This window comes from Streptomyces sp. NPDC002018, assembly GCF_042890865.1.
Taxonomy (GTDB): domain Bacteria; phylum Actinomycetota; class Actinomycetes; order Streptomycetales; family Streptomycetaceae; genus Streptomyces.
Map to the genome: position 1 here is coordinate 108,878 of NZ_JBIASO010000019.1, position 21,539 is coordinate 130,416.

A 21,539-nucleotide genomic window follows, 5' to 3' on the forward strand; every position below is an offset into this window, starting at 1 on the left:
CACGGCCTCCGTGCGAGTGGGGCGGCACACATCTCCCACCCCGGGACATCGCGTCAGACAGACGATTACACTGGGCCCGTGCCTCAACTACGACTCGCCCTGAATCAGATCGACTCGACCGTCGGCGATCTCGCCGCGAACGCCGAGGCGATCGTGCACTGGACCCGGCACGCCGCCGAGCAGGGCGCGCATGTCGTCGCCTTTCCCGAGATGATGCTGACCGGCTACCCGGTCGAGGACCTCGCCCTCCGCTCGTCCTTCGTCGAGGCCTCCCGCGCCGCCCTGCGCGCGCTCGCGGTCCGGCTCGACGAGGAGGGCTTCGGGGAGCTGCCCGTCGTCGTCGGCTATCTCGACCGCTCCGACGCCCAGCCCCGGTACGGCCAGCCGGCCGGCTCCCCGCAGAACGCCGGCGCCGTGCTGCACCGCGGCGCGGTCGTGCTGACCTTCGCCAAGCACCATCTGCCCAACTACGGCGTCTTCGACGAGTTCCGCTACTTCGTGCCGGGCGACACCATGCCGGTGATCCGGGTCCACGGCATCGACATCGCCCTCGCGATCTGCGAGGACCTCTGGCAGGACGGCGGCCGGGTGCCGGCCGCCCGGTCCGCCGAGGCGGGGCTGCTGCTCTCCATCAACGCCTCGCCGTACGAGCGCGAGAAGGACGACACCCGGCTCGAACTGGTGCGCAAGCGCGCCCAGGAGGCCGGCTGCACCACCGCGTATCTCGCCATGATCGGCGGCCAGGACGAGCTGGTCTTCGACGGCGACTCGATCGTGGTCGACAGGGACGGCGAAGTCGTCGCCCGCGCGCCCCAGTTCGCCGAGGGCTGTGTGGTGCTGGACCTCGACCTCCCGGCCGCCTCGCCCGAGCCGCCGACCGGCGTCGTGGACGACGGGCTGCGGATCGACCGGGTCGTCCTCTCCGAGGAGCCTCTCCCCGCCTACGAGCCCGAGCTGGCCGGCGGGTACGCCGACCGGCTGGACGACGACGAGGAGGTGTACTCGGCGCTGGTCGTGGGTCTGCGCGCGTACGCCGCCAAGAACGGTTTCCGTTCCGTGCTGATCGGGCTCTCCGGCGGTATCGACTCCGCGCTCGTCGCCGCCATCGCGTGCGACGCGGTCGGCGCCCGGAACGTGTACGGCGTGGCCATGCCGTCCAAGTACTCCTCGGACCACTCCAAGGGCGACGCGGCCGAACTGGCCCGCCGTACCGGGCTCAACTTCCGTACGATCCCGATCGAGCCGATGTTCGACGCGTATATGGGCTCGCTCGCGCTCACCGGGCTCGCGGAGGAGAACCTCCAGTCGCGGCTGCGCGGCACGATGCTGATGGCCCTCTCCAACCAGGAGGGCCAGATCGTCCTCGCGCCGGGCAACAAGTCCGAGCTGGCGGTGGGGTATTCGACGCTGTACGGCGACTCCGTCGGCGCGTACGGCCCGATCAAGGACGTCTACAAGACCTCGGTCTTCCGGCTCGCCCGGTGGCGCAACCGCGCCGCCGAGGAGAGCGGACAGACCCCGCCGATCCCGGAGAACTCCATCTCCAAGCCGCCGAGCGCCGAGCTGCGCCCCGGCCAGGTCGACACGGACTCGCTGCCGGACTACGACGTACTGGACCGGATCCTGGAGCTGTACGTCGACCGCGACCAGGGCAAGGACGCGATCGTCGCGGCCGGCTTCGATGTCGAACTGGTCGCGCGGACCCTGCGGATGGTGGACACGGCGGAGTACAAGCGGCGCCAGTACCCGCCGGGCACCAAGATCTCGGCGAAGGGCTTCGGCAAGGACCGGCGGCTGCCGATCACGAACCGCTGGCGGGAGTCGACGGCATCGGCCCCGGAGGGGGCTCAGTAGCCCCGGGGGCCCCGGCTCCGGTCGGCCCGGCAGCGGTCGGAGCGGCAACGGCCGGAGCAGCAGCGGCCGGAGCGGCCGGTGGCGCGACCACCACGACCGCTCACACACCGCCCTCGATACCACTCACCGCGCCACCGCTCACCGCACCGGTCACCGCACCGCTCGCCGCGGTGTCGGCGGATACGCCGGGTGCGTGCGCGGATACGCCCGGTGCGTGCTCCTGCTCCCGGCGGGGGCCTTCCGCCACGACGCGGGAGGTCCCCGTCGCCGTGTCCCTGCCGCCCCGGTCCAGCACTCCGGCCGTGACCGCGATCGTCAGGCCGACCACCGCGAGCGCCGCGCCGACCAGGGTCGGGGACATCCAGCCCCAGCCCGCCGCGATCGCCGCGCCGCCGGCCCAGGCGCCGCCCGCGTTGGCGAGGTTGAAGGCCGAGTGGTTCGAAGCGGAGGCGAGCGTCGGGGCGTCCTTGGCCTTGTTCATGACGAGCATCTGGAGCGGCGTGGTGGTCAGGAAACCGATCCCTCCGAGCAGCACGACCGTCACCAGCGCCGCCCACTGCACCTGCGCCGTGAAGCGGAAGGCGACCAGGACCAGGGCGAGGGCGGCGAGCGAGACATAGAGGGTGGGCCGCAGCGCCCGGTCGGTGAGCGGGCCCGCCGCCAGCGCGCCCAAGGTCATCCCGATACCGAACAGCGCGAGGACGAGGGTGACGGTGGACTCGCCGAAGCCCATCACCTCGGTGGTCATCGAGGCCAGATACGAGTAGACGGCGAAGACCCCGGCGAAGCCGAGTACGGCGGTGGCGAGACCGAGCAGCACCTGCCGGTTGCCGAGGGCGCGTACCTCACGGCCCAGGCTCTGGTGCGCGTCGACGGGTACGTACGGGACGAGCCGCGCCAGTGCCACCAGCGCGAGCAGGCCGATCACCGTGACCACCAGGAAGGTGGCCCGCCAGCCGAGGTGCTGGCCGAGCAGGGTGGCGGCGGGGACGCCGACGATATTGGCGACGGTCAGCCCGAGGAACATGGTCGCCACGGCCCGTGCCTGCCGTCCCTCGTGGACCATCCGGGCGGCGACGACCGCGCCCACGCCGAAGAACGCGCCGTGCGGCAGTCCGGCGAGCACCCGGCCCGCCAGCAGCCAGCCGAAGCCGGGGGCGAGCGCGGAGGCGAGATTGCCGACGATGAAGAGCGCCATCAGCAGCAGGAGCATCCGCTTGCGCGGGATCCGGGAGCCGACGGCGGTGAGCAGCGGGGCACCTATGACGACGCCGAGCGCGTAGGCCGAGACGAGATGGCCGGCGGTGGGCACGGACGTGCCCAGATCGTGCGCGACATTGGGCAGCAGCCCCATCATCACGAACTCGGTGGTACCGATGCCGAAGGCGCTCACAGCGAGAGCGAGCAGGGCCAGGGGCATGAAGAACGACCTCTCCGTAGTAAGTACCTCTACGGAACAAAGCCTCTCAGCCCGTTTGTTCCGGCGGATGAACACCGGATTGCGTCGGGGATCCCGGTCGGCGCGGACCGCACGGGCGACACGAACCACGGGGTCGGCGCCCCACCACGGTCACCCGGGTGCGGGGGTCAGCGCAACTGCACCCGGGCCGCGATCGGCAGGTGGTCGCTGTCGGTACGGGGAAGGGTCCACGACGAGGTCGGCTCGACGCCCTTCACCATGATCTGGTCGATCCGCGCCAGCGGGAACGACGCCGGCCAGCTGAAGCCGTAGCCGTTGCCCGCCGCGCCCTGGGTCGAACGCATCTGGGAGGTCACGGCGTTGAGGGAACGGTCGTTCATCGTGCCGTTGAGATCGCCGAGAAGGACCACCCGGGCGAGCTGTTCCGCGGCGATGGCCTCGCCCAGCGCGTCCGCGCTGTCGTCCCGCTGGTTGGCGGTGAAGCCCGCGTGGAGCTTGACGCGTACCGACGGCAGATGGGCGACGTAGACGGCGACCTGGCCGTGCGGCGTGGTGACCGTGGAGCGCATCGCGCGGACCCAGCCGAGGCGGATGTCGACGGGCTCGGTGCCCGTCAGCGGGTACTTGCTCCACAGCCCGACGGTGCCCTGCACCGAGTGGTACTTGTACGTGCCGGACAGCGCCTTCTCGTACGCCGGTACGGCGGTGTCCTTCAGCTCCTCCAGCGCGACGACATCCGCGCCGGACCGCGCGAGGCTGCTCGCGGTTCCCTCGGGGTCGGGGTTTCCCGCGTTGACGTTGTGCGTGGCGACCGTGAGGTCGCCGCCGACGCCCGACTTGCCGACGAGGAGTCCGCCGAAGAGATTGAGCCAGACCACGGCGGGCAGGAGCAGGGCGATCAGCGCGGTGGCCGAGCGGCGCACCAGGGCCAGGACCAGGATCACGGGAACGGACAGCCCGAGCCAGGGCAGGAAGGTCTCGGTGAGACTGCCCAGGTTGCCGATCCTGTTGGGAATCTGCGCGTGGAAGATCATCAGCAGGGCGACCAGTACGGCGGCGAACGCGAGGACGATGCCGCGCCGCCAGATGCCGGGATCCCGGCGCCAGCGGCCCAGGAGGGTTCTGACGCGGGATCCGGTGCGGGGCTCTTCCCCGTCCGCCGTCACCGAGTGCGCCGTGTACTCCTGCGTCATGTCCGCTGCCCTCACTGCCTTGCCGTGCACGCCCGCCCCTGACCCTAGGGGATGTACGGACGCTTCTCCGCCGTCCGGGGACGGCCGTACTGTCTCGGAGACGAAGGCCGCGGGGCGGCGGGTTCCGATCACGGACGAATAACGGGCGGCTGTGACGGAACACTCACATGATCGCCGCCGCCCGGACTCCCCCCGGGGATCGCCGCGCCCGGCCGGGCGTTTCGCGTCGCCCCGCGCATACACGCGTACATGTGTGCGTGTGTACATGAGTACGACAGCGACCCGGTCCGCCGTTCGGGCGATTCCGCATCCCGTACGGTACGGGGAATCAGCGTCCGGCGCTCCCCTGGGGGCGACCGTCAGGCGCGGGGGCTCACGCCCTGGAGCGCCGTCCTGAGGATCCGCTCGGCGAGATCCTCCTCCAGCGGGGCGCCGGGCCGGTGCAGCGTACGGAGCAGCATGGGGCCGATCAGCATGTCGTGCAGCAGCTCCACCCCGAGATCGTCCCGCAGCTCGCCCGAGGCGACGCCACGGGCGATCACGGCCATGGTGGCCCTGCGCCGGGGTTCCACCACCGTCCGGTGGTACTCCTCCCACAGCCGGGGCTGGCTCTTCATCTGCACGGCGACGTTGTGCAGCAGGGCCGAGGAGCGCTGGGCCAGTCCGCGCCGGCGCATGTACTCCAGCGTGACGCGGAGATCGTCGAGGGCCGAGGTGCCGGGCAGTTCGGCCTCGGGGGGTTCGATCTCGCGCAGGACGTCGACGAAGAGTTCCTCCTTGCCCTGCCAGCGCCGGTAGATGGTGGCCTTGCCGACGCCGGCCGTGCGGGCGATGCGCTCGATGGAGAGGGAGCCCAGGGGCACGCCCTCCTCCAGCAGTTTCACGACGGCCTCCAGGATCGCCCGTTCGGCCGCCTCGCTGCGTGGCCTGCCGCGCCGCTGTTCCTTCTCGTGATCCTGGTCCAGCACGTCGCTCCGCCTTTCGCCTGGCCCGTCGGCCCGCCCGTCGGCCGTTCCGTCCCGCCGCCGGGTATGTCCGGCCGCCTCGATTCTCGTACACGACGGCGGCGGGCCCGCCGTTCCCGGCCACCCGGGACGACCGGGAGGCCGGGCGGCCGGGCGGCCAGATGGCCAGATGGCCGGGCAGCCGGGCAGCCGGGAGCAGCCGAGGCCCTGCGAGGCGCCGGGGTCAGGCCCGGGTGCCGGCAGCGGCGGCGGGCTCGGGCGCCTCGTCGCTCCCCGCGAGCTTGCGCGCCGGTGGCCGCCCCGGCAGGAACAGCGCGACGACCGCTGCGCCGATCAGCGCGACCACCGCCGAGCCGACGGCCGTGACATGCATGGCGTGCAGGAACGCGTCGTACGCCGAGCCGATCAGCGGCCTGCCCGCCGGACCCATCTTCGCCGCGACACCGAGGGTCGCCTCGATCGACTCCCCCGCGGCGTCCCGCGCGGCGGCCGGGACGGCGCCGAGATGGCCCTCGATACCGCCCCGGTAGGTCGCGGAGAGCACGGAACCGAGGACGGCGACCCCGAGGGCGCCGCCGACCTGGCGGAAGGTGTTGTTGATCGCGGAGCCGGAACCGGCCTTCTCACGGGGCAGTGCCTGCATCACCGCGACGGTCACCGGCGGCATGATGTGCGCCATTCCGGTGCCCTGGACGAAGAACACCACGCACAGCACCCAGACCGGGGTGTCCGCGTCGAAGAACGCGAACGCCGCGAGACCGCCCGCGACCAGCAGCATGCCGCCCGTGCAGACCGCGCGGGCGCCGAACCGGTCCACGATCAGCCGGGCGCGCGGCGCGAAGATCATCTGGGCCGCCGCCAGCGGCACGATCAGCAGCCCCGACTGGAGCGCGCTGTAGCCGCGCACGCTCTGGAGGTAGAAGGCCGAGAAGAACGTCACCCCCATCAGCGCGAAGAAGACCAGCGCGATGGCGGCGACGGCGGCGGCGAAGGCCGGCTTCCTGAAGTACGAGACGTCGATGGCCGGATGGCTGCTGCGCTTCTCGTGCCAGACGAACGCGGCCAGAACGGCGATACCGCCGAGCAGCGGCAGAAGCACCGAGGCATCGGTGAAGTCGGCCAGTTCACCGCCGCGGATGATGCCGTAGACGAGCAGGACCAGTCCGACGATGGAGAGCGCGACACCCAGCGGGTCGACCCGGCCGGGGCTGGGGTCCCTGGAGTCCGGCACCAGCAGCACCATCGCGATCAGCGCGACGACGGCCACGGGGACATTGACCAGGAAGATGGAGCCCCACCAGAAGTGTTCGAGCAGCAGCCCGCCGGTGATCGGGCCGATGGCGATCCCGAGACCCACGCTGCCCGCCCAGATGCCGATCGCCTTGGGCTGCTCCTCGCGCTCGAAGACATTCATCAGCACGGCGAGGGTGGCGGGCATCACAAAGGCGGCGCCGAAGCCCATCAGGGCCCGGTAGCCGATGAGTTCGGCGGGGGATCCGGACAGGGCGGCGAGCGCCGAACCGGCCCCGAAGACGAAGATGCCGAAGAGCAGCACCTTCTTGCGGCCGATACGGTCGCCCAGCAGGCCCGAGGTGAAGAGCAGCCCCGCGAAGACGAGCGTGTAGGAGTTGATCGCCCACTCCAGCTCGCTCTGGGTGGCGCCGATGCCGGTGGGTTCGGGGGCGGCGATCGTCTTGACCGCCACGTTCAGGATCGAGTTGTCGAGAACAACAATGAGCAGGCTGAACATGAGCACGCCCAGGATCGCCCAGCGGCGGCGGTGGACGGCTTCGGGTATGCGGGGTGCGGCGGCGGCGCCGCCGGACGGTGTGGACATGACGCACAGGCTAACCGCGTTTCGATACGAGACCGTCTCGTATTGGAAAAACTTTACGGAGGGGGCGCGCGCCGTACGGGCGCGGCGGGCGGCGCGAGGACGCGGCGGGCGCTCCACGAACAGGGCGGGTACGGGCGCTGGGGGGCCGGGGCGGGGACCCACTTCCCGAGGACGGCCTCGGGATGCCACCATGGACATGGTCCGGGGACGCCGTCAGGGCGCCTCGAGATGACGAAAGGGCCATCGGCCATGACTCTTCAGGCTGCGCAGAAGCCTCCCGCGGGAAGCCCCGCCGGCACGAGCGACCCCAGCCACGGCGGCGCGAAGGCGGAGAACACGAAGGCACTGTACGGCGGCAGGAGTTCCCGCCGCGTCACCGTCCATGACATCGCGGCGGCCAAGGAGCGCGGCGAGAAGTGGCCGATGCTCACCGCCTACGACGCGATGACCGCGTCCGTCTTCGACGAGGCCGGTATCCCGGTGATGCTCGTCGGCGACTCCATGGGCAACTGCCACCTCGGCTACGAGACCACGGTGCCCGTCACGCTGGACGAGATGACGATGCTCTCCGCCGCGGTGGTACGGGGCACCAGGCGCGCCCTGATCGTGGGCGACCTCCCCTTCGGCTCGTACCAGGAAGGTCCTGTCCAGGCCCTGCGCAGCGCCACCCGGCTGGTGAAGGACGCGGGCGTCGGCGCGATCAAGCTGGAGGGCGGCGAGCGCTCGCACACCCAGATCGAACTGCTGGTGCAGGCCGGTATCCCGGTGATGGGACACATCGGGCTCACCCCGCAGTCGGTCAACACCCTGGGCTACCGGGTGCAGGGGCGGGGCGAGGAGGCCGCGCAGCAGCTCCTCCGCGACGCCAAGGCGGTCCAGGACGCGGGCGCCTTCGCGGTCGTGCTCGAACTGGTCCCGGCCGAGCTGGCCGCCGAGGTCACCCGGATTCTGCACATCCCCACCATCGGGATCGGCGCGGGTGCCGAGACGGACGCGCAGGTCCTCGTGTACACCGACATGGTCGGGCTGACCGGCGGCAAGGTCCCGCGCTTCACCAAGCAGTACGCGAACCTCCGCCGGACGCTCGGTGACGCGGCGAAGGCGTTCGCCGACGAGGTCGTAGGCGGAACGTTCCCGCAGGAGGAGCACACCTTCCACTAGGCCGCACGCGCGGGGGCCACCAGGCCGTACGCGCGGGGGCCCGCTCGGGCCCACGGCACGGCCGGGGTCAGGCCCCGCGCACGGCAGCACAGCACGCCCTTCAAGCCACTGCCCGCACGAGCGACAGCCCGCCGATCATCCCCCGTCGGCGGGCTGTCGCATGCCCGGCGCCCGCACCCGGTTGCCGGGCTCCCGCCGGTTCCCCGCCGGGCTCGGTCGGTTCCCTGTCGGCGGTCTGTCGGTTCCTTGTCGGCCGCCTGTCAGCCGTGTGTCGATGGGGTGTCGGTGGATTGTCGGTGGCGGCTGGTCCACTGAGGTCATGACGCGAATCGACAAGAACCCCAACGGCGGCCGCACGGGCAACGCCGTCGAGGTGCGGGGGCTGGTCAAGCACTACGGCGGACCGCAGGGCACCCGGGCACTCGACGGAGTCGACCTCGATGTGCGGGAGGGCACCGTCCTCGGTGTCCTCGGACCCAACGGCGCCGGCAAGACGACGCTCGTCCGTATTCTCTCCACCCTCGTCCAGCCGGACGCGGGGACCGCCGTGGTCGCCGGGTACGACGTGCTGCGCCAGCCGCGCCAGCTCCGCCGCACGATAGGCCTCACCGGCCAGTACGCCTCGGTCGACGAGAAGCTCTCCGGCTGGGAGAACCTCTATATGATCGGCCGGCTCCTCGATCTCTCCCGCAAGGACGCCCGCCGCCGCTCCGACGAGCTGCTGGAGCGCTTCTCCCTCACCGACGCGGCGAAGAAGCCCGCCATGCAGTACTCGGGCGGTATGCGGCGCAGGCTCGACCTGGCCGCGTCCATGATCGGCCGGCCGTCGGTGCTCTATCTGGACGAGCCGACGACGGGACTCGATCCCCGTACCCGTAACGAAGTGTGGGACGAGGTGCAGCGGATGGTCGCCGAGGGGGCCACCGTCCTGCTCACCACGCAGTACATGGAAGAGGCCGAGCAGCTCGCGAGCGAACTGACGGTCATCGACCGCGGCCGGGTCATCGCCAATGGCGGGGTGGACGAGCTGAAGGCGAAGGTCGGCGGCCGCACCCTCCAGATCCGGCCGACGGATCGCGCGCAACTGCCCGCGATGGCACGGGCGATCGCCGAGACCGGGCTCGACGGTGTCTCGGGCACCCAGGCCGTCCCCGACGAGGGACTGCTGTACGTACCGATCCTGAGCGACGAGCAGCTCACCGCGGTCGTCGGCCTGCTGGGCGAGCGCGGCTTCGGCATCGCCCACATCGGCACCCATCTGCCCAGCCTGGACGAGGTGTTCCTGGCGATCACCGGCCAGAAGACCTCCGTGTCCGACATCGCACCCGAGGAGATCGCGGTATGAGCGCGACCACACTGCCCACCTCCGCGCCCGAGCGGACATCCGGGCCGGCCCCGGTCCAGACCGGCGAGGGCCGGATCGGCCTGCGCGCCAATCTGCGCCACACCGGCGCGCTGGTGCGCCGTAACGCCCTCCAGATCAAGCAGGATCCGGAGTCGATGTTCGACGTCCTGCTGATGCCGGTCGTCTTCACGCTGCTGTTCGTGTACGTCTTCGGCGGCTCGGTCGGCGCGAGCCTCGGCGGCAGCCGGGACGCCTATGTGAACTATGTGATCCCCGGCCTGATGGCGATGATGGGCATGAACATCGCGATGGCCGTCGGGACCGGCATGAACGACGACTTCCGCAAGGGGGTCATGGACCGGTTCCGTACGATGCCGATAGCCCGGTCCTCCGTACTGATCGCGAAGATCGTCGTCGAGATCGGCCGGATGCTGGTCGCCACCGCCATTCTGCTCGGCATGGGTTTTCTGCTCGGCATGGAGATCAAGACATCGGTGCTGGAGCTGCTGGGCGCCGTCGGTCTGTCCCTGGCGTTCGGGGCCTCGCTGATGTGGATCTTCATCCTGCTGGGCCTGACGATGAAGACGGCTCAGGCGGTCCAGGGGGTCGCCATGCTCGTGCTGATGCCCCTCCAGTTCGGCTCGTCGATCTTCGCACCGCCGTCGACGATGCCCGGCTGGCTCCAGACCTTCACCGACTACAACCCGCTCTCCAATCTGGCGGACGCGGCGCGGAGTCTGATCAACGGCGGTCCGGTCGCGCACTCGGTGTGGGTGACGCTGGCGTGGGCGGCGGGGATCACGGCCGTGACGGCTCCGCTGGCGGTGGCGAAGTTCCGTAAGAAGTCCTGACCCGGGACGTACGGTCCGCCGGACCCGGGAGGTACGGTCCGCCGGACCCGGGTCAGGCGGACCGTGCGAGGGCGACGGCCTCCTCCAGGGCGAGCCCGCGGCCCTCGGCGTACGCCGACTCGAACACGGTGTCGCCGAGGGCCGCCGTCACGGCCTCGCGGGCACGGGCCATCACCTCCCGCTCGGTGGAGGTGATGAAGTGGCCCGCAGGGAGCAGGCCTTCGTACGCGCCGATGAGCCGGGCCCCGTCCCGCGCCCGCGGGTCCGCCTCCCCGTCCGCCTGTCCGGCCAGACCGCCCAGTGCCCAGGCGGTCGTGAGCATATGGATCGCGACCATCTCCGGCGCGACCATCTGCGAGAGCGGGGACAGCGCCATCTCCAGGGCCTCCCGGGACGCCGCCAGCCCCTGCGCCCAGCGGCCCTGGGCACAGTCCAGCCAGGCGACGGCCCCCTTCACGAAGCCTTCGAAGATGGCCAGGGTGTGGGAGTGGAACACTTCGAGCAGCAGCTCCAGTTGTTCCCGTGCCTCGGCCTCGCGTCCGGTACGGCCCAGCCACATGGCGAGAAAGAGACGGGCGGCCGGCATCGCCTCGTGCGCCGCCTCCCGGCCCTGGGCGATCACCTCGCGGAGGATCCGTTCGCCCTCCTCGCCCCGGCCCATCTCGAACATGGTCGCCGCGAGCCGGGAGCGCAGCAGCGCGACCTGGCTCTGCGCGCCGAGCCCCTCGGCATGGCGGACGGCGGCCACGTAGTCCTCGGCGGCGAGCGCGTACTCACCGCGCTTGTCCCGGGCCTCGGCACGGGCGGCGAGCGCCTCGGCGGCGCCCCAGGTGTCGCCGAGCCGTTCGTAGATCGCCAGGCTGCGGTCGGCGTCCCGGCTCGCGTCGCCCGCCCAGGCGCTGCGGTTGGCCAGGACATTGGCCCGCAGATGGAGCGTGCCGGCCAGCTCCCACTCGTAACCGAACGCCTCGCAGGCCCGTATGGTCTCGTCGAGGACCACGCGCAGCCGGTCGGCGTCGCCGGTGAACATGACCGCGAAGAAGGTCAGGGTGCCCGGGAAGCGGCAGGTCTGCGGCAGGTCGGGCCCGTAGACGGTGGCCACCCGGCCCAGCCAGGCGAGCCGTTCGGGGGTGGTCCAGTCCTCGGCCTCGTGATCCATGCTGACCACCTCGATCAGCCGTACCTCGCGCCGGGCCTCCTGGAGGAGGTCGGGGGCCATCGGCGGGGGCGTGTCCGTACACCGCTGGGGGATCGGCGGAGCGGGGGCGACGGGCGGGGCGAACGGGTCGGGGCCCAGCCCCGCGGCGGCCCGCGACCACTGCCGGGCGTCGGCACGCAGATCGAGCATCTGCCAGAACCACGCGAGCGAGAGGACGAGACAGAGCGTCTCCTGCTCGTCGCGGGCGGCGTGGGCACGGCGCAGCGCGGTGCGCAGATTCTCGTACTCCTGCCGCAGCAGGGCCATCGCGGCGCGCTGGCCGTGGCCGCGCAGCACGGGGTCGGTGGTACGGGCCAGCTCCCGGTAGTGGACGAGATGCCGGCGCTCCGCGTCCGCGCGCTCACCGGCCTGGTCGAGCCGCTCCGCGGTGTACTCGGCGACGGTCTCCAGCAGCCGGTAGCGCATACCGCCGTGCGGCGAGGGCGCGGCGACGACCAGGGACTTGTCGATGAGTGAGCCGAGGATCCCGGCGACCTCGCGCGAACCGACGGCCTCGGCCGGTCCCGCCGCGCCGGTGTCCCCGGCCGCCGTGCCGTCTCCCGCGCCCGCGGGCTCTCCGGCGTGCGCGGGCTCTCCGGCGTGCGCCGCGTGGGCGGCGTCCGCGTGGGCGCCCGCGTCGGCGTCCGCGCAGACCGACTCCGCGGCCGTCAGCGCGCAGCCGCCCGCGAAGACGGACAGGCGGCGCAGCACGGCCCGTTCCGGTGCGGTGAGAAGGTCCCAGGACCAGTCGACGACGGCACGCAGGGTCTGCTGACGGGGAAGTACGGTTCTGCTCCCGCTGGTCAGCAGCCGGAACCGGTCGTCCAGCCGGTCCGCGATCTGACGTGGCGTCAGCATCCTTAGCCGCGCCGCGGCCAGTTCGATGGCCAGCGGCAGTCCGTCCAGCCGGCGGCAGATCTCCGCCACCGCGTCCGGGTCCTCCCCCGGATCGAAGTCCGGCCGCACCGCGCGCCCGCGCTCCGCGAACAGCCGGTGCGCCGGATCCGGCGGCAGCGGCTCCACCGGACGCACCACCTCGCCCGGCACCCCCAGCGGCTCACGGCTCGTCGCCAGGATCGTCAGCTCGGGGCAGCGTGCGAGCAACTCGTCGGCGAGGGTCGCGGCGGCGTCCACGACGTGTTCGCAGTTGTCGAGCAGGAGCAGCATGCGCCGCCGCGCGCAGTGCTCGGCCAGTCGTACGAGCGGCTCGCCGCCCTGCCGGTCCACCGCCCGCAGCTCCTCGCCGCCGGCCCCGCGCAGTACGGTCTCGCGCGCCCCGAGCGCGCTCAGGACGGCCTCGGGAACGGTCTCCGGGTCGTCCACGGGCGCCAGTTCGGCGAACCACACACCGTCGGGCCAGGCCTCGGCGGCCCGCTCGGCGGCCTCCTGGGAGAGCCGGGTCTTCCCGGCCCCGCCCGGCCCCAGCAGCGTCACCAGACGGGCGCGCCCCAGATCCCCCCGGATCGCCTCGATGTCCCCCTCCCGCCCGACGAAACTGGTCAGCCGCGCCCGGAGGTTGCCCTGTCCCGCGCCGCGCGGACGCGGCACCCCGCCACCGCCACCAACGTCGGTGTCTGTGCCGGTGCCGGTGCCGGTGTCTGTGCCGGTGCCACCGCTGGGACCGGAGCCACCACCGGCCCCCGGACCGCGACCGGCACCGGCTCGGGCGCCAGGACCCTCTTCGTGCAGCAGTTCCCCGTGCAGCGCGCGGAGTTCCGGGCCGGGGGTCGTCCCCAGGCGGTCCGCGAGCGCGCGGCGCACACCGTCGTACGCCGCCAGCGCCTCCGCCGGGCGCGCGGCGTCCCGCAGGGCCCGGATACGGAGGGCCTGGAGAGGTTCGTCCAAAGGGAACTCACCGCAGAGGGCGGCCAGTTCGGGCAGGGCCTCCTCCGCGCGGCCCAGGGCGAGCACGGCCGTGAGCCGGGCTCTGCGGGCCTCCAGCCGACGGGCCTCCCAGCGGGCCGCCTCGGGCCTGCGGTCGGGGAGGTCGGCCAGCGCCGGACCGCGCCAGAGCGCGAGCGCGTCGTCGAGGAGGCTCGCCGCCTTGGCCGGGTCCCCCTCCCCCAGGGCCCGCGTCCCCTCCGCCGCGAGCCGGCCGAAGCGGTGGAGGTCCACCTCGTCCTCGTCCGCGTGGAGCGCGTACCCGCCGTCCGACGACAGGACCGCCGCGGGCCCGAGCGCCCGCCGCAGCCGGCCGACGAGGGCCTGGAGGGCCCCCACGGCATCGGCGGGGGGATCGCCGTCCCAGACCTCGGCGACGAGCGTCCCGACCAGCACCGTGCGTCCGGGCCGCAGCGCGAGGACCGTCAGCAGCGCACGCAGTCGCGCGCCACCGAGGGCGACGGCCGTGCCGTCGTCGTGCAGAGCCCGAGTGGTCCCGAGGACGCGATAGCGCATCCGCCCATTGTCCGTGACGCCGCCGGGGCCGCTCGCCCGGAGCCCCGGTCGCCCGTGAATCGCCGGTCCGGACGCCCCGGAACCAAAGCCGCCCGGCGAGACGTTCTCGACGCGGCGGCCCCCGCGGCTGTCGCCGCGGCCACGGCCGCTATACGGTCGGGCACGCCCGACCGCCGACACCCACCCTCCCGGGGAGCCCCGCCCATGACCACCGCCATCTCCCGCAACAGCGACCGGCGGATCTCCCCGGTCTTCCTGGGCATCGCCGCCGTCACGGCCGTCGCGGCCTGGGCCGTGTGGACGGACTTCGCGGCGGACGTCCGGATCGCCGTCTTCCTGTTCGTCACCGGCGCCTGGGTCGTCTCGCTCTGTCTGCACGAGTACGCGCACGCGCGCACCGCGCTGCACGGCGGGGACATCTCGATCGGCGCGAAGGGATATCTCACCCTCAATCCCCTCAAATACACCCATGGCATGCTGAGCATCGTCCTGCCGGTGATCTTTGTGATCATGGGCGGCATCGGTCTGCCGGGCGGCGCGGTCTTCATCGAGCGGAACCGCGTCCAGGGCCGCTGGAAGCACAGTCTGATCTCCGCCGCGGGTCCCCTCACGAACGTGCTGTTCGCGATCGTCTGCACCGCCCCGTTCTGGCTGGGCGCACTCTCCGGGGTGCCGACGGAATTCCGTTACGCGCTCGGTTTCCTCGCCCTGCTCCAGGTCACCGCGGCGATCCTGAACTTCCTGCCGGTGCCGGGGCTGGACGGCTACGGCGTGATCGAGCCCTGGCTCTCGTACAGGATCCGCCGTCAGGTCGAGCCGTACGCCCCGTTCGGGCTGCTCGCCGTGTTCGTGATCATCCTCATCCCGGGGGTGAACGCGGTCTTCTTCGACGCGATCGACGCGATTTTGCGCGGCCTCGGGGTGACCGAGCTGGAGACGTACTGCGGCCGGAACCTCTTCACCTTCTGGGAGTCCAGGAACGAGTTCGTCTGCGGTCCCGTCGGCTCGTAGCCGCCGCCACGCACGTACGGCGGCCCCGGCGGCCCGCTACGGCCGGGTCAGCCCGTGGCACCCCGGGAGGCCGTGGCCGCCGCGCGCTCGGACCTCGCCCGGCGCAGGTAGTACCAGGCCATGTTGGACGAGAGGCCGGCGAGCAGCACCCAGACGATGCCGAGCAGATTGCCCTGGACGAAGGAGACCACGGCCGCGACGGCGGCCAGGGCACAGACGACGAGGGCGTAGAGAGCGAGGCGGGGCATGGGGGTCGGCTCCTGTCCGGGGGCTTCCTGGGCGCGGGTGTACGCGCCCCAGTCTCCCCCATGCCCGGGGCGCGCCCGGCGGCCGGCCACGCCGCCCGCCCGTCGGACGCCCGTCGGACCCGCCCGTCGGACGCCCGCCGGACCCGCCCGTCGGGCCCGCCTGTCGGACGTCCGTCGGACCCGTCCGTCGGACCCGCCCGTCAGACGTCCGTCACGCGCAGTCCGGCGTGTGCCTTGTAACGGCGGTTGACCGAGATCAGGTTGGCCACGAGCGACTCCACCTGGTGGGCGTTGCGCAGCCGGCCCGCGAAGACCCCGCGCATGCCCGGGATACGGGCCGCCAGCGCCTGGACGAGGTCCGTGTCCGCGCGCACCTCGCCCAGCACCATCACATCGGTGTCGATCCGCTCGACGGACGGGTCCTGGAGCAGCACGGCGGAGAGATGGTGGAACGCCGCGGTGACCCGGGACTCCGGCAGCAGGGCGGCGGCCTGCTCGGCCGCGCTGCCCTCCTCGGGGGTCAGGGCGTACGCGCCCTTCTTGTCGAAGCCGAGCGGGTTGACGCAGTCGATGACGAGCTTGCCCGCCAGGTCGTCCTTGAGGGACGCCAGGGTCTTCGCGTGCCCTTCCCACGGCACGGCGACGATCACCACATCGCTGCGCCGCGCGCACGCGGCGTTGTCGGCGCCCTCGATCCCCTCGGCCCCGAGGTCGACGAGCCCGGCGGCCGCCGACTCGGCGCGCTCGGCCACCCGGGATCCGATGATCACTTTCTGTCCGGCCCTGGCCAGCCGGTAGGCGAGGCCACGCCCCTGGTCGCCGGTGCCGCCGAGCACACCGACGACGAGCCCGGTGACGTCGGGGAGGTCCCAGGGGTCCCGGGCGGGGGGCTTGGGGGTGCTGCCACTGTCCGTTGAAGTCATGACGCCGACCCTACTGGGGGGTAGAGGATCACGTTCGGGTGAGCCGTCCGGGATCGGCCACGACGCCCCGGCGGACTGCGGCAGGATGCGGGCCCATGGATGCCGTACGCGTCGCACTGCTGCGTGAGGTCCTCGCCGGTACGGAGTGGCCGGCCGCGGCCCGCCGGTTCGCGGGGGCCCTGCGCTCCGCCGTCGTACCGCAGGGCGGCGGGCTGCTGCTGGTCGGTACGGAGGAGTACGAACCGTGGCATCTCACGGCGCATCTCGTGGACGAGGCGGCGTGGTCCGGACAGCCGGAGCTGAATCCCACGCTCGTACGGCACCGGGTGCGGCCGGGTGATCCGGCGCATCTCGCCGTCGGGCTGGGACGGCTCGAAGCGGCGGGACGGGGTGAGACGCTGCTGATGGTGGCACCGGGGCGGCCGGACGACGGACTGCTCGAACGGGTGCTGGACGCGCGGCGGGCGGGGGCGACGGTGCTGTCGCTGGACGGCGGCGACACGGAGCTGCGCGGGCTGGCGCACGACGCGCTGACGGTGGGCGCGCGGGACGCGGCGCAGGGGGTGGATCTCGACACCGTGCAGCATCTGGTGAGCGCGGCGGCCGGGGAGAACAGCCTGCCGACGGCACGCGGCCGGCGCCGCTTCCGGGACCGGCTGTCCTGGCTGGCCGACCAACTCACGGAGCCGCCACCGGCCCGCTGGTGAGCGGTGGGGGGCCGCGCGGCCGGGGGCCCGGGGCCGAGGTTCCGGGGGCCGGGATCCGGGGCTCGGGGTGGCGCGCGGTCCGGGGCCCGGGGTGGCGCGTGGCCGGGGGCCCGGGGTGGCGCGTGGCCGGGGGCCCGGGGTGGCGCGGGGTCCGGGGCCCGGGATTCGGGGTGGCGCGCGGTCCGGGTTCCGGGGTGGCGCGGGGTCCGGGGCCCGGGTTTCGGTCGTCGGCCGGTTCCGCGGGGCGGCCCCGTAAAATCCGGTTGCCCTCGTCCTCCACCAGCACGGAACATGGCCGCTCGTGACCAAGAAGCTCGGCGCGATCCTGCCGGATCTCTCCCCTCTGCGTTCCTCCCGGGATTTCCGGCTGCTCTGGGTGCAGGGGCTGGTGACGACCGTCGGCAGTTTCATGGCGATGGTCGCGCTGCCGCTCCAGATCAAGGATCTGACCGGCTCCCCGCTCGCCGTCGGCGCGATGGGTCTGGTGGAACTGGTCCCCCTGATCGTCTTCGGGCTGTACGGGGGTGCCCTCGCCGACGCCGTCGACCGGCGCAAGGTCATCCTGCTCACCGAGGCGGGCCTCGGGCTGCTGGCGGCCGTCCTCCTGGTGAACGCGCTGCTGCCGCGGCCGATGCTGTGGCCCCTGTACGTCGTCGCGGGCGGGGTGTCCGCGCTGGCGGGTCTCCAGCGCCCGGCGCTGGACTCGATGATGGCCAGGATCGTTCCGCACGACCAGCTCACCGCCGCCGCGGCGCTCAACGCCGTGCGCTGGCAGGCCGGCTCGATCGCGGGGCCGTCGCTGGCGGGGCTCGTCGTGGCGTTCGCCGGTCACGCGACGGCGTACGGGCTGACCATCCTGTGCTTCGTCGCCTCCGTACTGCTCTGCACCCGGCTGTCGGCGGCGCCCGCGGCGCACGACGCGGAGAAGCCGTCCCTGCGGGGCATAGCCGAGGGCGCGCGGTACGCCTGGAGCAGACCGGTGCTGCTGGGGACGTACGCGATCGATCTGGCCGCCATGTTCTTCGCCTTCCCGAACACGATCTTCCCGTTCCTCGCGGACGAGCTGGACGCGGAGTGGTCGCTGGGGCTGATGTACGCGGCGGGGTCGGTCGGCTCGGCGGTGCTCGCCCTGACCAGCGGCTGGACCTCGCGGGTGCGGCGGCACGGGCTCTTCGTGGTGTTCGGCGCGGCGGGATGGGGGCTGGCGATCACGGCCGCGGGCTGGTTCTCGAACGTCTGGGCGGTGCTGGTGTGCCTGGCGTTCGCGGGCGCGGGCGACATGCTCAGCGGGCTGGGCCGCTCGACCATCTGGAACCAGACCATCCCGGAGGAGCTGCGCGGCCGGCTCGCGGGGATCGAGGTGCTCTCGTACAGCGTCGGCCCCCAGCTCGGCCAGGTACGGGCGGGCGCGATGGCGGGCTGGACGGGCACCCGTAACGCGATCTGGGGCGGCGGTGTGGCGTGTGTGGCCTCGGTGGGCCTGCTGGCGGCCGTCCTGCCGAAGCTGGTGACGTACGACGCGGCCACCGACGAGGACGCGCGACGGCGCCGCGCGGCGAAGGAGGCGCGCGAGGCGCGCGAGGCGCCGCGGGAAGCAACCCCGACCACGACCCCCTGACGCCCCGGCCGACCACCGTCCGGCGAGACCCCCGGTCGGACCGGACCGGGACAGCGGTTCCGGGCAGCGCCCCAGCAGCGGGCGCGCGGCGCCAAGCGGCCGGGCAGTCACCCGCCGTGCCCATCGGCCCGGACCAACCGGGCGCCCCGGCCGGAGGGCCGGGCACCCACCCGGCAGCCAGGCCGCCGAACTAACTCCCGCCCGCCATCGGCCGGTGAGACCGCCAGGCCGGGCCCGGCCCGTCCGGGGGCGCGGCGCTGGGCAACGCCCCGGACCAGGGCGCCCGGCGGCCGGGGGCCGGACAATCGCCCCGCCCGCGCGGCCGGGCAGCGCCGGCCCGACCACCATCCGGCGAAGCCGCCGGGCCCGGCTCCGGCCAGCCGGACAGTCCGGCCACCGGCCGGTGAGACCCCCAGGTCGAGCCGGGCCCGCCCGGGGCAGCAGTTGCGGGCAGCGCCCCGGTCCGGGCGCGCGGCGCCAAGGCCGGACAGCCCCGGCCGGGCGGCCGGGCAGTCACCCGCCGCCCCATCGGCCCTGGGCCAACCGGGCACCCCGGCCGACCGCCGGCCGGCGAGACCGCCAGGTCGCGCCCGGCCCGTCCGGGGCGGCGGTGCCGGGCAACCACCCGGCGCCGCACGGCCGGACAGCGCCGGCCCGACCACCATCCGGCGAAGCCGCCGGGCCGGGCAGCGCCCCGGGCGGACGGCCGCACGGCCTCGGTCGGCGTGGGCGTCGGGCCGCGCCGGGGTCCTTCCGGGGGCCCGGACAGGGCCGGGGTCAGTCTTCCCGTGGGCCGTCCGGCTTGTCGTGCCACTTCGGGTCCGTCTCCCACTCCGTGTTCCGCTCCCGCGCGATGTCCATCGCGTGCGCCGCCTCCTCCAAACTCGCGTACGGGCCGAAGCGGTCCGCCGCCGAGCACTGCGGGCCCTCCTCGACCTTCTGGTGGCGCAGGCAGTAGTACCACTCGCCGGGCTTGCCGACCGTACGCTTCTTGAACAGGGCCATCGTCGGCTCCTTCCTCTGTCCGCCATGCTGCCCCAGACACGCTGGTTAGACTCGCTGGCATGTCTGGCCAGTCACTGCTCATCCCCGGGGAGATCTCCCCCCTTCGTTCCGTACCCGGAAAAATCCGGCGCCCCGAATATGTCGGGAAGCCCGCGCCCGCCCCGTACACCGGGCCCGAGGTGCAGACCGCCGAGACGGTCGAGCTGATGCGGATCGCGGGGCGTATCGCCGCCCAGGCGATGGAGGAAGCCGCCAAGCACATCGCCCCCGGCGTCACCACGGACGAGCTGGACCGGGTCGCGCACGAGTTCATGTGCGACCACGGCGCCTATCCGTCGACACTCGGCTACCGCGGCTTCCCCAAGTCGCTCTGCACCTCGGTCAACGAGGTGATCTGCCACGGGATCCCCGACTCCACGGTGCTCCGTGACGGGGACATCGTGAATCTGGACGTCACGGCGTACATCAACGGCGTCCACGGCGACAACAACGCCACCTATTTCTGCGGGAATGTCGACGAGGAGTCCAAGCTCCTGGTCGAACGCACCCGCGAGGCCCTGAACCGCGCCATCAAGGCCGTACGCCCCGGACGCCGGCTCAATGTGATCGGGCGGGTCATCGAGTCGTACGCCAAGCGGTTCGGCTACGGCGTCGTCAGGGACTTCACCGGCCACGGGATCAACTCGTCCTTCCACTCCGGGCTGATCGTCCCGCACTACGACAGCCCGCACGCCACCACCCTCATCGAGCCGGGCATGACCTTCACCATCGAGCCGATGCTGACGCTCGGCACCTATGAGCACGACATGTGGGACGACGGCTGGACCGTGGTCACCAAGGACAGGAAGCGGACCGCGCAGTTCGAACACACGCTGGTGGTGACGGAGACGGGAGCGGAGATCCTCACTCTCCCGTGAGGTTGCCGTCGGCGCGAGGCGGGGTAGCGTTTTTACCGACAGGACGTCGGGAACCATTGACTTAGGTAAACCTAAGTAAGAGTATCGCTTGTGGCGGCGGCGCACGCTGCCACGACGGCATTCGCCCGCTCCCGTCCCCTTTTGGTCTCCGGAGGCCCGCCTTGGACGCAACCACCAGCGCCACGCCCTTCTCCACGCTCATCCGCGTCGCCTCGCACCAACAGCACACCGAGGCGGAGACCTCGACGTTCATGAGCGATCTGCTCGGCGGCCGGCTCGGTGTGGAGGCCTATACGCGCTACACGGAACAGCTCTGGTTCGTGTACCGGGCGCTGGAGGGCGCCATGGACACACTGAGAACGGACCCGGTCGCCGGGCCCTTCATCCAGCCGGAGCTGGCCCGTACGCCGGAGCTGGAGCGCGATCTCGCGCATCTGCGGGGTCCCGGCTGGCGCGAGGGTCTCGAACCACTGCCCGCGACCGCCGCGTATGCCGCCCGGGTCGAGGAGTGCGCGCGCACCTGGCCCGGCGGATATGTGGCCCACCACTACACCCGCTATCTCGGGGATCTCTCCGGTGGGCAGATCATCCGGGACAAGGCGGAGAAGACCTGGGGCTTCTCCCGCAAGGGCGACGGCGTCCGGTTCTATGTCTTCGAGGAGATCCCCAACCCGGCGGCGTTCAAGCGGGGTTACCGCGAGCTGCTGGACCGGGTGGCGGCGGACGATCTGGAGAAGCAGCGGATCGTCGACGAGTGCAAGCGCGCGTTCGACTTCAACGGAGCGGTCTTCCGCGAACTGGGCGCGAGCTTTCCGCTGAGCGCGTAGGCCTCCGGTTCCAGTGCCGGTGCCGGTACTGGCACTGGAACCGGCACTGGCACCGGCACCGG

At 72.5% G+C, this 21,539-nt stretch carries 17 protein-coding genes; 9 read left to right on the top strand and 8 right to left on the bottom strand.

Annotated features, from left to right (window positions below):
* Window positions 1–78 precede the first annotated feature (78 nt).
* Window positions 79–1,854: an NAD+ synthase gene (locus ACFYYH_RS27045; RefSeq protein ID WP_388556044.1), complete on the top strand. Its 1,776-nt coding sequence runs from the start codon at window positions 79–81 to the stop codon at window positions 1,852–1,854.
* Window positions 1,855–1,954: 100 nt separating this feature from the next.
* Here ACFYYH_RS27045 and ACFYYH_RS27050 read toward each other — a convergent pair whose 3' ends face one another.
* From ACFYYH_RS27050 to ACFYYH_RS27065, 4 genes are all read right to left on the bottom strand, one after another.
* Complete coding sequence (locus ACFYYH_RS27050) at window positions 1,955–3,274, bottom strand: MFS transporter (RefSeq protein WP_388556047.1); 1,320 nt, start codon at window positions 3,272–3,274, stop codon at window positions 1,955–1,957.
* A gap of 167 nt (window positions 3,275–3,441) precedes the next feature.
* A complete protein-coding gene (locus tag ACFYYH_RS27055) occupies window positions 3,442–4,467 on the bottom strand; it encodes an endonuclease/exonuclease/phosphatase family protein (RefSeq protein ID WP_388556049.1) in 1,026 nt (341 codons plus the stop codon).
* 359 nt (window positions 4,468–4,826) lie between these two features.
* Entirely contained in the window at window positions 4,827–5,435 is a 609-nt protein-coding gene (locus ACFYYH_RS27060; protein WP_388556051.1) for a TetR/AcrR family transcriptional regulator, read from the bottom strand.
* Window positions 5,436–5,655: 220 nt separating this feature from the next.
* Window positions 5,656–7,269: an MFS transporter gene (locus ACFYYH_RS27065; RefSeq protein ID WP_388556054.1), complete on the bottom strand. Its 1,614-nt coding sequence runs from the start codon at window positions 7,267–7,269 to the stop codon at window positions 5,656–5,658.
* A gap of 249 nt (window positions 7,270–7,518) precedes the next feature.
* Here ACFYYH_RS27065 and panB point away from each other — a divergent pair, with 249 nt between their 5' ends.
* The 3 genes from panB to ACFYYH_RS27080 all read left to right on the top strand — a co-directional run bounded on the left by panB (window position 7,519) and on the right by ACFYYH_RS27080 (window position 10,626).
* Window positions 7,519–8,430 carry a 3-methyl-2-oxobutanoate hydroxymethyltransferase gene (panB, locus tag ACFYYH_RS27070; protein ID WP_388556056.1) on the top strand — a complete coding sequence of 304 codons (912 nt, stop codon included), beginning with the start codon at window positions 7,519–7,521 and terminating at the stop codon, window positions 8,428–8,430.
* Between the two features lie 319 nt (window positions 8,431–8,749).
* Complete coding sequence (locus ACFYYH_RS27075; protein ID WP_388556059.1) at window positions 8,750–9,775, top strand: ATP-binding cassette domain-containing protein; 1,026 nt, start codon at window positions 8,750–8,752, stop codon at window positions 9,773–9,775.
* Window positions 9,772–10,626, top strand: a complete 855-nt coding sequence (locus ACFYYH_RS27080) for an ABC transporter permease (protein ID WP_388556060.1) — start codon at window positions 9,772–9,774, stop codon at window positions 10,624–10,626. The genes ACFYYH_RS27075 and ACFYYH_RS27080 overlap by 4 nt, the downstream gene beginning before the upstream one ends.
* 52 nt (window positions 10,627–10,678) lie before the next feature.
* Here ACFYYH_RS27080 and ACFYYH_RS27085 read toward each other — a convergent pair whose 3' ends face one another.
* Window positions 10,679–14,221, bottom strand: coding sequence for a BTAD domain-containing putative transcriptional regulator (locus ACFYYH_RS27085; protein ID WP_388556063.1), 3,543 nt, complete (start codon window positions 14,219–14,221; stop codon window positions 10,679–10,681).
* 204 nt (window positions 14,222–14,425) lie between these two features.
* Here ACFYYH_RS27085 and ACFYYH_RS27090 point away from each other — a divergent pair, with 204 nt between their 5' ends.
* On the top strand, window positions 14,426–15,232 hold the full coding sequence (locus ACFYYH_RS27090) for a site-2 protease family protein (RefSeq protein WP_388556066.1): 807 nt from the start codon (window positions 14,426–14,428) through the stop codon (window positions 15,230–15,232).
* 47 nt (window positions 15,233–15,279) lie between these two features.
* On the opposite strand, the gene ACFYYH_RS27095 is transcribed toward ACFYYH_RS27090, so the two are convergent.
* Window positions 15,280–15,480, bottom strand: a complete 201-nt coding sequence (locus tag ACFYYH_RS27095) for a hypothetical protein (RefSeq protein WP_388556068.1) — start codon at window positions 15,478–15,480, stop codon at window positions 15,280–15,282.
* Window positions 15,481–15,680: 200 nt separating this feature from the next.
* The gene (gene npdG / locus ACFYYH_RS27100) at window positions 15,681–16,403 is read right to left on the bottom strand and encodes an NADPH-dependent F420 reductase (RefSeq protein ID WP_388556071.1); all 723 of its coding nucleotides are present in this window, start codon (window positions 16,401–16,403) and stop codon (window positions 15,681–15,683) included.
* 95 nt (window positions 16,404–16,498) lie between these two features.
* Between npdG and ACFYYH_RS27105 the strand changes: the two genes are divergently transcribed.
* Together ACFYYH_RS27105 and ACFYYH_RS27110 are read left to right on the top strand one after the other, a co-directional pair.
* A complete protein-coding gene (locus tag ACFYYH_RS27105; protein ID WP_388556073.1) occupies window positions 16,499–17,110 on the top strand; it encodes a hypothetical protein in 612 nt (203 codons plus the stop codon).
* 301 nt (window positions 17,111–17,411) lie between these two features.
* Window positions 17,412–18,728: an MFS transporter gene (locus tag ACFYYH_RS27110; RefSeq protein WP_388556076.1), complete on the top strand. Its 1,317-nt coding sequence runs from the start codon at window positions 17,412–17,414 to the stop codon at window positions 18,726–18,728.
* A gap of 777 nt (window positions 18,729–19,505) precedes the next feature.
* Here ACFYYH_RS27110 and ACFYYH_RS27115 read toward each other — a convergent pair.
* A complete protein-coding gene (locus ACFYYH_RS27115) occupies window positions 19,506–19,733 on the bottom strand; it encodes a hypothetical protein (protein ID WP_388556078.1) in 228 nt (75 codons plus the stop codon).
* A 59-nt stretch (window positions 19,734–19,792) separates the two neighbouring features.
* On the opposite strand from ACFYYH_RS27115, the gene map reads away from it, so the two are divergent.
* Both map and ACFYYH_RS27125 read left to right on the top strand, forming a co-directional pair.
* The gene (map, locus tag ACFYYH_RS27120) at window positions 19,793–20,650 is read left to right on the top strand and encodes a type I methionyl aminopeptidase (RefSeq protein WP_388556081.1); all 858 of its coding nucleotides are present in this window, start codon (window positions 19,793–19,795) and stop codon (window positions 20,648–20,650) included.
* A 161-nt stretch (window positions 20,651–20,811) separates the two neighbouring features.
* Window positions 20,812–21,477 (top strand): heme oxygenase (biliverdin-producing), encoded by a 666-nt coding sequence (locus tag ACFYYH_RS27125; protein WP_388556083.1) that lies wholly within the window; start codon window positions 20,812–20,814, stop codon window positions 21,475–21,477.
* The last annotated feature ends 62 nt before the right edge of the window (window positions 21,478–21,539 follow it).

Excerpts from the sequence above, each read along its gene's own strand:
- ACFYYH_RS27050 (WP_388556047.1), bottom strand. The coding sequence starts at position 3,274 with ATGCCCCTGGCCCTGCTCGCTCTCGCTGTGAGCGCCTTCGGCATCGGT.
- ACFYYH_RS27055 (WP_388556049.1), bottom strand. The coding sequence starts at position 4,467 with ATGACGCAGGAGTACACGGCGCACTCGGTGACGGCGGACGGGGAAGAG.
- ACFYYH_RS27065 (WP_388556054.1), bottom strand. The coding sequence starts at position 7,269 with ATGTCCACACCGTCCGGCGGCGCCGCCGCCGCACCCCGCATACCCGAA.
- panB (WP_388556056.1), top strand. The coding sequence starts at position 7,519 with ATGACTCTTCAGGCTGCGCAGAAGCCTCCCGCGGGAAGCCCCGCCGGC.
- ACFYYH_RS27075 (WP_388556059.1), top strand. The coding sequence starts at position 8,750 with ATGACGCGAATCGACAAGAACCCCAACGGCGGCCGCACGGGCAACGCC.
- ACFYYH_RS27080 (WP_388556060.1), top strand. The coding sequence starts at position 9,772 with ATGAGCGCGACCACACTGCCCACCTCCGCGCCCGAGCGGACATCCGGG.
- ACFYYH_RS27085 (WP_388556063.1), bottom strand. The coding sequence starts at position 14,221 with ATGCGCTATCGCGTCCTCGGGACCACTCGGGCTCTGCACGACGACGGC.
- ACFYYH_RS27090 (WP_388556066.1), top strand. The coding sequence starts at position 14,426 with ATGACCACCGCCATCTCCCGCAACAGCGACCGGCGGATCTCCCCGGTC.
- ACFYYH_RS27095 (WP_388556068.1), bottom strand. The coding sequence starts at position 15,480 with ATGCCCCGCCTCGCTCTCTACGCCCTCGTCGTCTGTGCCCTGGCCGCC.
- npdG (WP_388556071.1), bottom strand. The coding sequence starts at position 16,403 with ATGACTTCAACGGACAGTGGCAGCACCCCCAAGCCCCCCGCCCGGGAC.
- ACFYYH_RS27105 (WP_388556073.1), top strand. The coding sequence starts at position 16,499 with ATGGATGCCGTACGCGTCGCACTGCTGCGTGAGGTCCTCGCCGGTACG.
- ACFYYH_RS27115 (WP_388556078.1), bottom strand. The coding sequence starts at position 19,733 with ATGGCCCTGTTCAAGAAGCGTACGGTCGGCAAGCCCGGCGAGTGGTAC.
- map (WP_388556081.1), top strand. The coding sequence starts at position 19,793 with ATGTCTGGCCAGTCACTGCTCATCCCCGGGGAGATCTCCCCCCTTCGT.